This window comes from Paenibacillus sp. IHBB 3054 (assembly GCF_051594305.1).
In the GTDB taxonomy this organism is placed as follows: domain Bacteria; phylum Bacillota; class Bacilli; order Paenibacillales; family Paenibacillaceae; genus Paenibacillus_AQ.
The window spans coordinates 1-13,593 of record NZ_JBOFBG010000035.1; the positions used below are offsets into that span (position 1 = coordinate 1).

The window sequence follows — 13,593 nt, forward strand, 5'->3', positions numbered from 1 at the left end:
TTACACCCGCTATTATTTCGTAAAATGCCTCATGTGGCTCAACCGGATAATTTAGCGGTAATATTTCGTCTTATACAACTCATTCTCAATCTACGGTCCATATTAGAGGGTAATTTTCCCTTTACTGGGTATGATCTGCAATAACCAACACCGGAGCTCAGTGTAAAGAAAAAAATCCTGAACGCGCATCTGCCCTACTCTCTCCGGGCAAAACATGCGGTTCAGGATTTTGTCTATTTATATCGCTTTACTCAGGAGCATCGGTTGCTGTTCCGCCATCATCCGTAGGCGTTGGAGTCGCAGTTGCAGTAGGCTGGGCACTCGGTGTAGGGGCTGCCGTAAGTGCTGGATCCGACTGCAGAGTCAGCTTGTAATCGCCTGCGATGATCATGTTGCCCTCGGCCAGCTTAGCCCCCGGTTCCAGATCCACAGTGACTTGGTACGAAGCTCCCCCGGTCACGCCCGGCGAAGGCGCGGATGACACAGCCGGGGACGCGCCGACTTCTGTTCCAGCGTTCGCGTTACCCGTCGCGCCGGCTTCTGCTCCAGCGTTCGCGTTCCCTGTCGCGTCGACTTCCGTTCCCGCGTTCGCGTTACCCGTCGCGCCGACTTCTGTTCCGGCGTTCGCGTTCCCTGTCGCGCCGGCTTCCGTTCCGGCGTCCGCGTTACCCGTCGCGTCAACTTCCGTTCCGGCGTCCGCGTTCCCTGTCGCGCCGGCTTCTGTTCCGGCTGACGCATCCGGCGTTGCCGTTCCACTGCCGCCGTTCAAGCCGGCGGCTCCCGCATCCGGGGACGGAGCGAGACATCGGCTCGACGTCGCCTTGACCTTGTAGACCTCCGGATCCCCACCGGAGGCTGCTACACTGATCTCCGCCGGAGTAAAGGCGGTGCATTCTTCAGCGTCAGCAAAGGTGAACACCAGCCTGCTGCCCGTGCCTTCTCCGCTGCCGCTAAGATACACGGCAGCAGGCGGCTGGCCGCCGTCCGGTGCTGCACTGCCCTCCGGCAGAGCCGTGTCCGGGCTGTCCGGCCGCAGCAGGCTGATGGCGATAATAACGCCAATCAGTACGATCCCCAGAATGGAGCCGGAGATCAGGAGTTGAAATCGGCTGCGGCTAACCCACCGCGCCAGCGGCGAAGCCAGCTGGGAACGGGCTTCGTTATATACATTTTGCAGAGCAGGCCCGGCAGCGGAGACATAGCTTTTGCGGAAATCCCTGCTTTTGAAGGCTTCACGGTCGCTGTTCAGGAAATACTTTAGAATCGCCCGGCGGTAGCCCGGGTACAGCTTCTTCTTCGACACCGTGAACAGCCGGTTATTCTGTGACCAGGCCAGGAAACGGTATACCGTTTCTTTGTCGCCGTCCGCTTTGCGCTTCACCAGATCCAGCAGCGCGTCATAATCCAGCGGGCCGCTCTCGCGGTCACTATTGTGATAGAAAGCGAGCGGCAAGCGCTCGAACGGCTCTACACTTCGCGATTCCTTCAGCCAGCGCCGTCCGAGCAGCTGTACATCATCCAGCTCCTTTGGTGACAATCCGGCAAAAAGTTCCTCATCCGGATTCTCCTCCCCGAACCAGCGGTAGGCAGCGCGCAGCGCATTGGATTTTTGCCTGCTGATGGAATCAAGCGGCGGCTGCCAGTCGGCCGTATCCCGGTAGCGCAGGAACGAAATCTCCAGCAGCTGCTCCTGTGTCAGCTCGCTGAGCGATACACGGTTCAGCAGAAAGCGGTCCGCTGCCGCCATCAGCTCCTTCAGCAGCGAAAGCGCCTCAGGGTTGAACCCACTGCCTCTGCGGCGCTCTTTTTCCGCCTTCTCTACAGAGTCGTGAATCGAGGCCACCGCCGCAACCGGATCTTTGTCACACTGCAGCTTCTCCAGCAAATAATCGCTGATTGTATCACGGACAAACGACTGCTGCAGCGCCTCCGGAAGAAACCGGCCCCAGTGGGCGACAAACCGTAAAATATCAGACGATTGGGCTGCGGCAGCCAGCCGGGATTCCATATACGGTTCCAGCAGCGCCTTGCGGAAAATAGGCTGGGCCAGCACTCTTTTGAAAAAGGCTGCACTCAGCTCGTCATTGCTCTCAATGATAGTGTAAGCCGCCGCCAATGTATCGTCCCGGCCCGCAGACCGGGCATTCAGCATACCGTTGATGAAATAATCGACCACTTTGACCCGGTAATGATGGCCCTTCAGCACAAAATACTCCATAAAACGCTCCATAATCTCCGGCTGTGGAATCCCCTTTTGGCGGATCAGGTCATACTCACGGTCGAAGCGCTCCAGGAACATATCGTTCAGCCGTACCCGGGACTCCAGCGCCCCCTCTGGCTTGAGGTAGGACAGCAGGCCGCTGAGCACAGCATTTTTGTTCTCCGTGTACAAGCTTTCATTGCCCTGCTCAATCTCATAAAAAACCGCCAGCTCATTATAGAGCGCCAGCTGCAGCTTGCGGTCCACATTCTCACCTAGCAGCAGCGAATCGGCAAACCGGGCAAAGTCATCTAAACTGCCCTTGTTCTTCAGCGTTTTCCATACCAGATCGGCATAAGGCTGCTGCGAGTCGCCGAAATCAGCATTCAGGGTCCGGCCTGAAGCCAGATCAAAGATGAAATCCTTCTCGATACTGCGGTCTCCGGGGCGGAGCGAGCCTTTTTCTACAAAGGTAAGATCGATATATTTGCGGCTTTTTGGCTCGTTTGCATAGGTGAGCACCCCTAGCCTGCGGCGGAAATCATACGGCAAAGCCCCGTAAATAATCTCCGTAAGCTCCAGCGCCCGCTGCGACAGCTCTGCGATGGGAACATCGAGGGCAACATAACTTTTTTTCTTGCTTGCCACAGAGATCATGACCGCCTGCAGCAGCGCCTTGAACAATGCTTCGCTGAACCCGAGACTGCGCAGCACCGTTAGCGGATCAGCCTGTCCTTCACGCTGTAGGGCCGGAATATCGGCCAGCTCCGGCAAGGTTCCTCCAGGCTCACCTTCATAGCTCCCGGCAAAATCGGCATGCAGCCAATCCCCATAGCCCTGAATAATTTCCTCGGCGCGTGTCGGAGGCACTACAAAGTTATGGGCAAAAAAAGCACTCCGCTGCCCGGTAAAGTCAGTCGCCTGATAGCGGCTTTTCCCGATCACCGTGTCGTTTGTTTCCGTATGGAATAAATGCAGCGCGGCCGGATACAGCTCCTCATTTTTTTCGCCGCGCGCCGCCAGCTCAGCCGGGGCATCATAAAGGCAGAAAGGATGAATGATTTTTTTGACAAAATTATTGTCCAGGCTCTCCGACTTCGCTACAGTATCGAATCCTTCGGTTGCCCGGTATACGCCCCGCCGCTCGCGGGTATACATTTGCTGGGTGATCCTGGACCCTGAGAATCTGTTCACGGCCCGTCGCTCCCCTCAATATAGTTCAGCTTATGCAGCAACCAGATAAACGGCTCGTCCACACGGATCGGGCTGACGACACCCTCTATCTTTTGGTTGACCGGATTGCTGCCCAGCGCGGAGACGGCAAAATACCCCGTATTGGCAAAATACACATCCATCGTATCTTTGAACGGACGGTCTACCTTGCCGATAAAGCGGCGGATTTCACCGTCGATGTTCTGGAATTCATCCAGGTTCAGCGTGTTGCGGTGCACATAATTGTTGAATACATTGCTGTTGGACTTGATGTAGTCGCCATCTTCATCCTTCAGCGAATGCAGCATGTCGCTTTTGGCAAGCACGACGGCCGTAGGGATATCGGTCTTGCTCTTCTCCTGGTAGGCGATGAAATCGCCGAACATCGTCAGCACCACATCACGCGGCTCATCATACTGCGAGACCCATTCCCCGGGACGGTCGCCGTAATTAATCTTGATCTTCTCCCGGATAGAGCGGATCTGCAGCGGGTCGACCATGAACAGGATTCCCGCGGAGTTCTTGATATGCTGGCCGTGCAGCCCAAGGTAATCCTGATCGACCATGCCTTCACCGGCAACATCGAAGAACACCAGTGTCAGCGGCGGCTTCTCTTCATCCTTGAACACAAATTGAAAAATAAACGGCTCCTGCATCTTCTCCTTCTGTGTCGAGGCCAGCAAATCGCCGCGCTCAAACAGCGGTTCTTCGTACAGGGTGCGGAACTTGCGGCTGATTTCGGCATTCAGCGGCATGCAGGCCGCGTCGAAATGCCCAGCAGTCGTATGCTGCAGCGTATGGATCAGCGAAGTCATGTACACCGACTTCCCGACCTGGGAAGCGCCGATGATCGAGATAATGTTGCTCGGCACCTTGCCGGCGGTCACGGGGAGCTCGTTATGGCAGGACGGACACAGCCGTCTGCGCGTAAGCACACCATAGCGGTCGGTGAGACCGGTCAGCACATGATCAGTATAGTGGTGATATTCCTCGGGAATATCAGCCGGATTAAGTACAGCCTCCATATCATCGACAGTATCGAGGCCGAAACGCTCACGGTATTTATTCAGTGCATCATCTTCACCGAGCGCATAATTCTCATCATCCTCACGGCTGTGCATGGCCCGAAAAACAACGTCCTCCGGCGAAAACTTGGTGAAGCAGTACGGACAGACAATATCATAAAAAAGCGGCCGCGCCTGCGGCTGATTTTTCTTCTTAAATCGGCTGAAAAAAGACATCTCTCATCCTCCTAAAAGTTCTGTCTGCATAACTTGTTAGTAAGTGCCTACAAAACTAAGTTCCAACAATTTGATTTACTATGACCTGCTGTAGTCTAATTTACTGTAACTGCTCCGCTTTACTTTACTCTATTCTTCTCTACTCTACTCTTCTCTGCCTCGCTCTGCTTCCGCATGCAGCATAATGATAACTGCACTTTGTACAGCTATATCAACGCTCAGGCCCGCCATTCCACTTTTACCTGCACTATATGCAATTATAGAAGAGCGAATGGCATACTTTATCGGATTTCCCGAAATATAGATGTACAAAATACAATTAAGCCTGCCCAGTAGAAGAAATCGATCGTTTTAGTTGCACGAAATGCAATTACTGCCGCTTCAGACTCCAAAATGCAGGCCGTTTAGACTTACTTACAATCCCACAAACATGAGCACCCCAAGATGTACGAAGCTTGCACCTAAGGATGCTTACGATCCAACAAACTACGATCCAAGCAAGCTGCGGACTCATAATTACAAGCTTAACACCGGATTACTCCGGCACCAGCTCATAATACAATCCGTACTTACGGCCATCCGTGAAAAAGATGCGTACAAAATCCTCCTTGCCGATTTCAATCGGCGGAAGGACGCTTCTCCCGGCGGGGAAATCCTGCACAAACGGAAAAAGGATGCCGTCCTCTTTAGAAGCCGGATGCCCGCCCCGTTTCTTGACATAGCACAGTACATCCTTCGGCACCGGCACTTCGGCGGAAATCGTCATATGTACTGTCTTCAGCTTGCCGAACAGTGCTTTTTTCTGCTGGATGGAATAATAAATCCGCGCCTTGCCTGCACTGACCAAGGCACGGTTCTCGCCATCCGGCTGGCGCACCAGCAGGGTCTCTCCGTTCTCGGTGAGCCGGACAAATATGGTATAAACCACCTGGCCGATATCATCCAGCCTGTCGCGGTATCCATTATTCGCTTTGTACTCCTCGCGCGTATACAGCTTCATGCCGGAGGGCGGAAGCTCTCCGCTATCCGGCACTTCTGTAGACGCCTTGTGAATACAGACCGCCTGCACGCCATCCGGCCAGCGCCATCGCAGCGTACAGAACCGGTCCTCCACCCGGGAAACCACATCCGCAATAACCGACGTGGAGGAATGAGCCTCGGCGTACCTCATGACTGTAAACTCCTTTCACTATCCCTATCGTTTTGCATATTCACTATCTGCTGTCCATACTTTTAGAATCCCTTGCTGCCCCTGTTTCTGCGCGGTGAGTGGAAGCCCTCCGATGACGGTGCTGAGGCTGCAGCATTTCTTTCACCTCTGCGGGATAATCGTCCCTCCCCAACCGGCACAACAAAGGTGAACAAGGAGATAATCGCAGCCAGAACAAGCAGGGCGATCAGGCGAATGATTGCATCCCAGTAAGAATGCCCGCTGAGGCCGAATTCAAGGATCAGACCGGCGAATAGACCGGACACTGCGCCGCCTACTCCGAAGCTTTTTGCGAGGTGGCGGTTATCGAACACAATACCAAGGCCAACACCCAGAGTTATGCCGATCAGCATAAGCGCCAAAATACGAACTACTGCATAATACGGACTGTCAGCGGTCGCATCACTGCGCTCAGTGAGCAAGGTCCGGTCCCCCAAGCGGTCATAAATTTGCTGGAACACATCACCCAGCCGGTTCGCATCTGTAACATCATAGTATTGCCCGCCGGTGACGGAAGCGATGTCTAGCAGCAAATTGGAGCCAGATGTATCGTCCAGCGCCAGCCCAATAGTATTAACCGCGATGCCGCGCTCCAAGTACTCGTTGAGTTCCGTAGCGGTATTGAACTGACTGAATCCGTCGGACAGCAGGATTACCATTGCTCCGCGGCCGGCTTTGTCGTCACTGTTAATAACGTTCATAGCTTCTGTGAGTGCACCGCTGATATTCGTCCCGCCCTCCGTCGTCTGCAAACTGCTGATTACAGCCGATACTTTCTCGCGGTTCGCCGAACTGGAGAGTGAAATCAACGGCTGAACAACCGAAGACTCGTCGCTGAAAGTTACTACAGCCACCTGATTATCTTCGTCCATCTGCCGCACCAGCGCATCCGCAGCCGCATAGCGGCTGTTGTCAGGATCACTCTGCATCATACTGCCGGAGTCATCAATGACCATTACAACATTTTTGATCGGCTTGATTCCGCCGAAGTTCAGCTCGTACACAAACTCTGTTAACACGCCTACTCCAAGCATCAGAACGAGCGTCAGCGGGAGCAGCTTCCAGGACAAGCCCAGATAACGCTGCTTCCAGGACAAGCCGTTCAGCCTTGGAGAGATCATCTCCGCAATCAGACAGCCAAGCCCAACCCCAAGTGCCACAATGGCAAAATAGATTCCGACAAGCACAATCGACGGCAGGTCATAGGGCCTGCGGCTAAGCAGCAGCTCACCGAGAACAAAGGCCACTCCACCGCCCAGCAGGCTGAAGAAGAACAGGAGCAGATTGATTTTTCGCTGCATCGTTATTCATCCTTTCCGGGAACAACTAAAATTTGATATTTATAATTACCGGAGCAGCCAGCCGGTCATGCTGTTGGCATTCTAATCCATGGAAAAACGGCGGCGAAGGAACTCCCTTTGTTTATTGTAATGATACTCAATGAGCCTGGCTATGAAATTACAGTATTAGCAAGTGGAAACGGCTTCGCCGTCCTCAAAAGGACGGTATCCGTTTCAGCGAGAAATAGAAGGATAGTTTATAGCGTGAAGCATATAAATTCTTATCTTTTTAAAAAAAGTATACTCTGGAGCATATTCCTAACGTTCTCTTCTTGGATTGATTCAGTAAAGGGATGACACAAGCGATTCTGCTGCACTATGTGCAATAGAATTACCGCCAAAACGCTGGAAATCCAATTCTATTGCACTTTCTGCAGTAGAATACAGTAGAAACCGCCTCAAACCCCGATTTCACCAAAATCTGCTGTAAAAAGTGCAACAGAACGCCTTACTTGAGTCAACCGAGCCGATTCTGCTGCACTTTTTACAATAGAAACGCTCGCTCATCCGAGAAGAGAAGCACACACAGCCATCCATTCTATGCCTGTGCCTTAGCGCAACTCCGGGAGCTGCTCAGCTTCAACGCCGTGAAGCCGGTAGCCGCTTGTGGCGTAGGTCTCATAGTAGACCTTGCCGTTGCGGTAATAGAGCAGGTCCTCCAGATGGAAACCGCCCATCAGGTTCAGCTTCTCGACTCCGCTCCGGCGCTGCTCATGCACAAAGCCGAGCCGGTAGATGCGGGTCGTCTCGTCTGCACCGAAGGCGTAGCGCAGGAACTCGGATGCACTGTCGCCGAAGAAATATTTCTCCTCATGCCGGTGCTCCTGCGTATATTCGAACAGGCGGACATTGATGTTCGCCTCCTCTTCCAGGCTCCGGTACAGCCGCTTGAACAGCTCCTCCTTGGACACGATCTCGCGGTTCTCATAAGCCGCCGCGACGTTGGCCCGCCGCAGCAGCTCTTCCTCAAAAGGCAGCGCGAACGGCTCTGCCGCCAGCAGTTCCCTCCGGCAGATCTCAATCAGCCGTTCGGCGACTGCCGCTCCGCCTTGCTTGAGCAATTCCGAGAGGCTGCCCATAAAACGCTCGCTGAAGAAGATGCCGGCACCACGGCGCGCTTCCATGTCCTTCATGACCTCTTCCGTGACGGTACGGTAATACTCCATAATGTTCCGGTCCACCGTCTCGTTGCTGCGGCCGATGCTATTCAGCGCAAGGCTGTGCAACTCTTCCTCCAGCGCCTCCATCGTCTGCACCTTAGCCTTGCTCTCCAGGTGCAGCTGTTCCAGTGCGGCATCATATCGGAGGCATAGCGCAAGCTCGCTCTCGAGACGCAGAATCTCGTACTTTCCGCCATAGACCCGTTCAAATAAATAATGAATGAAATTGCGCACCGTCCGTTTGTCCAGCAGCGGCACCCGCTGGAACGGCTGGCGCTCCACGCTTTCCGCGTAGAGCCGCTCCAGCTCCTCCTGTGCGGAGGAGAGCGCTGAGCGCAGGCCGTTCATATGCTGGCGCAGCGCATGCAGCACACTGCCGCCGGCTTCGCCCTGCCCGGCAGTCCATTCCGCCAGCTGATAGAACGTCACTGGCAGAACAGCCGTCTCCTGGGCCGCCAGAACAGCCGCCCATTCACGGACAGGATTTACGGCGGCTGTGCGCCCGGCGGATACCTCCGCAAAGTTGCGGCGGAAATAAGCCTGCCCGCCGTCACCGAAGAGCAGGTCCTCCGCTTCGCGCAGTGACAGCTGCTTCAGTTCGCTGAAGGACGGCCGGCCGTGGCTCATCAGCCCGGTCATTTCCGCAATTCCGGCTTCATCCGGCAGCAATGCCGCCGCCCGTTCACGCAAGGCCTCCGGGTTTAACCCAAGCAGCGACTGCCGCTCACGCAGACTCCATGCAGCGCCGCCTCTGCGCAGTTCTTCCGCAAGATAGCGGAAAGCGTGGTACAGCACCGTCAGCGCAATCTGCTTATTGGGTCTGCGAACAGCGGAAAAGCCGGCGGACGCATACCCCTGCCTTCCCGTACTGCCCCTGATGCCGCTCTTAAAGGTCATATTGTTATAACCGCCATGTCCGGTGGCGTGGTCCGTGGAGGGCCGCACCCGGTTCTTCAGCAGGCTGATATGGGCGATAATCTCATAATTATCGTCCATGCCATGCGGGGACATCATCCCCCGCTCGTTCTTGTCAGAGAGCAGATAGACGAGATCGAACAAGGCCGAAGGGCCATGGGCGACCGGAATCGACAGCCCTTCTTCGGTTACAAGCAGCGGCGCTTTGAACGTATAGTCCGTAAGCTGCATCCCGTCCAGCTCACGCAGAAAAGCCAGCCCTACCGAGCTGGAATAACCGAAATTCTCCCCCTGCTCCCGCTCGTTGATCAGGGCGTAAAGGTCGGTCTGCACCGACTTGAACGACTGCCCGAGCACTGCGCGGGCCAGCAGGGCAACTTCCGGCAGCAGCACATTAAGCGGATCATCGACCCGCGTAATGATGGACAAATGGATGACGTCAAAGGAAGAATACAGCCGCCCATAATCCGCTATGCTGTTGCCGAGCTGCCGGAGTGTCCGGTTCATCCCAGCCAAATAACGGCTGTCTTCGTGAAATTCGCGGTAGATATCATGGCGGACCGTGCGGGGATCACGTCCCGCCGTTTCCGGCAGGGCCATGCTCATCACCCGCTCCCTTCCGCCTTCACCACCCTGCATCTGACTGCGGCTCTGTTCCTTGCCTCCTGCAGGCGCTGCATGCAGTGCCATCACGCCGCCGGCATTATCCCATTTCCGTTCGCAGCTGTCCAGCACCGGTCCGATGGCCGGTGATACCTTGTCGCCCAGGAACAGAAATAAGGCCGGGTAATGGATGCTGCTGCGTCCATCCCCTTTGCTGCGCTGCGCTTCTTCCTGCGCCGCATATTGCTGGGCATAACTTAATGCTTGTGTTTTAATCATAGGCTTACTTCAGCTTTCTGCGGATGCTGCCAAGCTTGCCGGTCAGGCTCTTGTAGAAGCTGTACATTTCATCGCCGTCCGCATGCTCCACCCGCTCATATTCCAGACTATCACGCGCCTCCAGGAAGGAGACATACATGCCTTCCAGCTTGTAGAGCAGCGGGGTGACATCCTCCGCAGCGGTCATTTCACCGGCGCGGCGGGCCGCCTTGCGCAGCAGCAGACTGCGGCTCTTCTCATCCAGCGAGCGGAAATGGCGGTATACCGCATACTCCACATAGCTGCGTTCCTTCATTAAGTTGGCGAAGGGTTCCCAGGCATCTTCGTCCTCGTCACGGTCATAGACGTAAAGCGCGCCTTTTTTGGTGATCGTGTCGGTGTACAGGGCTTCGATGAACTGATCCAGCCATTTGTCTTCGTCGATATATTGATGCAGCAGTGCCTCAAGCTCAGCCGCCTTCGCGGTCAGCGCCTCGTACTTCGCCAGCTCTTCACGCACACGGGTGATCAGCTGCGGGGAACGGATCAGATTCTCCTGGGCCAGTTCCTTATTAATGCTGCCAAAAATATCCTTGACCCCTTCGCGCTCCAGCCCATTCTGGCGCAGCGACTTCAACTCGTCGGTTGCCTTCTTCACTTCACCGAGATTCGGACGCGAGGAGTCAAGCTGCAGATCATAACCGCTCAGGAATTTAGCCAAGTCGAACGGCTTGGTGAACACGACCGAAAACCGGCTGCTCGTATTTTCATCCAGCCCTTTTTCGATAATAACTCCGCTCTCCAGTGCTTTCGCGAAATCCGCGCGAACTCTGGCGTTGTAATCACGCACACGGGCGTTGACATAGGTATCGCCCCATGATTTTTCCGGAATCGGAGACGGCAGGTAGGTCCAGTTGTTCTTGTCAGTCATCACCAGATGGCGGCCAATGCCTTCCTTGTCGAGGATGGTCCGCTCATAGTTCTCCTCGAACACCCGCAGCGGCGTATACACAAACAGCGGTACCCCATTGCGCGTATTCAGCCAGAAAATCCGGTTCTTCACCTGGCTTTCCTTGATCGTAAACTGTGATTTGCCCAGCGCATTATTCTGATAATTGCGGATTCCCTTCAGGATGCCCGGTGCCTTAACCGGCACAGATACGAATCCCCACGACGGGAAGTGCAGGCTGCCGGAGCTGTTGCTGAGATGGAAAATCGGCACGGCGTCCTCATCCAGGCGTCCGGCGATAATCCGCTCCACGAACTTATCCAGCGGCTCCTCGCGGCCGTATTTCATGACCAGGAAGTCCTCCATCGAACGGGTAATGAGATCGCCAAACTTATCACTCAGGAATTCGGAGATGGAACGCACAATGTCGATCTCCTGTTCTTTGACCCAGCGGCCGGAATGCTTCAGCATTTCCCGCGTGAAGTCACGGATCAGGTCATCGCCGTCCTTCTGGTCCATTACCTTCGAGATCGTCGCCGAAATATCCGGCACATTGACGATATTCCAGTAGTAGGTTTTGTTGCCTTTATGGTCGGCCTGCTCTTCACCGTTAATCAAAATATCGCCGTTCTTCTCAAAGATCGTGCTGAGCGCACTGAGAATCTCCGTAAACACACCATAAATCCGGTTGTTTTCTTCATTCAGAAGCTCAAACAGGTCCTCGTAGAATTCGATCATCTGCTCCGTGCGCTCCACATCGGCATGCAGCCAGTACTCGTTGATTTTGGCTTCGATATAGGCGTTTTTCTTCTTTTCCTTGGAGACAAAAGCGCTCCGCGCATCTCCCAGCTTCTCTTCCGCACTCTCCTGCGCCGTCTCGATATCGCGCGGAAGTCTCAGCAGGCTCTCGCGCAGCGCTTCGATGTAGGACTGGATCAGCTTCAGAATACAGAAGCCCTTCTCGGTATAAAGCAGGCGAGAGACATAAAACGGTCCCTGTTCAGGATGAAGGAAGATACGCTCCAGCTCCTCACCGAAACGTCCGGTGATTTCGCCCGGCAGCTGCTTCTTGGCCTTGATATATTCTTCACGCGCCCGGGACAGGAAGTTCTGCTCCAGCTCCGTATCCATGTCGACGACCTGGTTCTTGATCACATTGGCATGGCCCAGACGTTCACTGTTCTGGTAGCCGGGCAGCGGCTCCGGCACACGGGATTCAAAGGTTTTGATCATGGTGTCGAGGTCGATGCCCAGCTTGCGGGCCAGCTTCTCCACATCCTCCTGCCCCGGTGCCTGCTGGAACATCTTGTCCATCTTGTCGAACAGGCGGAAAGCCAGATAGGTGGTCATTTCCTCAATCGGCAGAACGGCGGAAGAGGCTCCGATAATGTTGTATTCATAGTTGGCCGGATAGGTCTTGTTCATCTGCGCAATGTTCGTGCGGATGTTGCTGATATAGTCGTGGATCGCAAATTCCTCACCCGACTGCTTTTCCTCGCTGGCCATAAAGTTCGTAATATTCTCCGCGGTTACATTCATGCAATAATCGTAGGCGTTCTCCAGCAGCTTGCCTTCGGTATTGGTCGCCGAGATCAGATGGCACAGATTGAAAGGAGGCAGCGGCGAATTGACCGTCAGTATATTGCCGTATTGCTGGCGGAACCGTTCACCCCGGCTGTCCACATTCATCCAGTAATCCAGCTCTTTGAGCGCCGCATACCCGTTCTTGCGGATATATTCGCGCGTATGCTCGCTGAGGCTCTTGTTTGCCAGGTTCACGTCCGGCGTGAACAGATATCCCAGTGTGTTCACCCGGTCAACACCGGCCGCGCCGTAGTCGCGTTCAATAATCCCGCGCACGATATAAGCAATATCAAGGAACGAGCCGCTTCCTGTTCCCCCGGACAGACCGGTGAGCAGGAATACCATCAGCTTCTTGCTAGTGCCGACAGACAGCGTCTTGATCTTCTTGTCGATGGCTCCCACAACCTGATTGATCTTCGTAAACAGCAGCAGCCGTCCAGCCTGGCGTACCCCTGCGGCACCGTTCATTCCGTCGGTAATGCTCAGCTCAGGTGACAGCCATTCTGTAATATACGGGTCGAGAATGCTGCGGTTCTGCAGCAGTCCGCCGATCTCGGCATTGGCCAGCAGCACAAATTCATTCTGCGGATCGAGGCCGATGCCTTTGTATTTTTTACCGCGGTCCTGCTCATTGGTCTCAAATGCCAAAAACTCCACATTGTCCGGCTTGTCGCGTTTCTTCTTGGAGAGCGGATCTTCCGGCAGCTTGAAGCGGCGGTTGATCTGGTACTTCAAGCGCAGCAGGGCATCAATGCCCGTGCCGCCGAGGCCGATGATCAGGATCGGATTATCGATCGTGTCTACTCTGATTTTGTCACTGACGATCCCTCCGCCAAGCGATACATCCAATTGCTGAATATGCTCTCTTACTACCGGTTTCATAGGTTTTCCCCCTAGTCAATTTGAAAAATTCCAGTTACA

The 13,593-nt window shown here is 54.6% G+C and carries 6 protein-coding genes; all 6 read right to left on the reverse strand.

Going from position 1 to position 13,593, the window contains the following annotated elements:
• Positions 1–247 precede the first annotated feature (247 nt).
• Positions 248–3,394 carry a glycosyltransferase gene (locus ACQ76X_RS26990; protein WP_438496869.1) on the reverse strand — a complete coding sequence of 1,049 codons (3,147 nt, stop codon included), beginning with the start codon at positions 3,392–3,394 and terminating at the stop codon, positions 248–250.
• Entirely contained in the window at positions 3,391–4,653 is a 1,263-nt protein-coding gene (locus ACQ76X_RS26995; protein ID WP_038586374.1) for a hypothetical protein, read from the reverse strand. Before ACQ76X_RS26995 ends, ACQ76X_RS26990 begins: the two co-directional genes overlap by 4 nt.
• A 535-nt stretch (positions 4,654–5,188) precedes the next feature.
• Complete coding sequence (locus ACQ76X_RS27000) at positions 5,189–5,824, reverse strand: beta-mannanase (protein WP_438496870.1); 636 nt, start codon at positions 5,822–5,824, stop codon at positions 5,189–5,191.
• Positions 5,825–5,886: 62 nt separating this feature from the next.
• Entirely contained in the window at positions 5,887–7,164 is a 1,278-nt protein-coding gene (locus ACQ76X_RS27005; RefSeq protein ID WP_438496872.1) for a vWA domain-containing protein, read from the reverse strand.
• 590 nt (positions 7,165–7,754) lie between these two features.
• Complete coding sequence (locus ACQ76X_RS27010; protein WP_438496873.1) at positions 7,755–10,160, reverse strand: transcription initiation factor TFIID; 2,406 nt, start codon at positions 10,158–10,160, stop codon at positions 7,755–7,757.
• A gap of 4 nt (positions 10,161–10,164) precedes the next feature.
• Positions 10,165–13,554: a tubulin-like doman-containing protein gene (locus tag ACQ76X_RS27015; protein ID WP_438496875.1), complete on the reverse strand. Its 3,390-nt coding sequence runs from the start codon at positions 13,552–13,554 to the stop codon at positions 10,165–10,167.
• Positions 13,555–13,593 lie beyond the last annotated feature (39 nt).

Coding starts and splice junctions, on each gene's coding strand:
- ACQ76X_RS26995 (WP_038586374.1), bottom strand. CDS start 4,653: ATGTCTTTTTTCAGCCGATTTAAGAAGAAAAATCAGCCGCAGGCGCGG.
- ACQ76X_RS27000 (WP_438496870.1), bottom strand. CDS start 5,824: ATGAGGTACGCCGAGGCTCATTCCTCCACGTCGGTTATTGCGGATGTG.
- ACQ76X_RS27005 (WP_438496872.1), bottom strand. CDS start 7,164: ATGCAGCGAAAAATCAATCTGCTCCTGTTCTTCTTCAGCCTGCTGGGC.
- ACQ76X_RS27010 (WP_438496873.1), bottom strand. CDS start 10,160: ATGATTAAAACACAAGCATTAAGTTATGCCCAGCAATATGCGGCGCAG.
- ACQ76X_RS27015 (WP_438496875.1), bottom strand. CDS start 13,554: ATGAAACCGGTAGTAAGAGAGCATATTCAGCAATTGGATGTATCGCTT.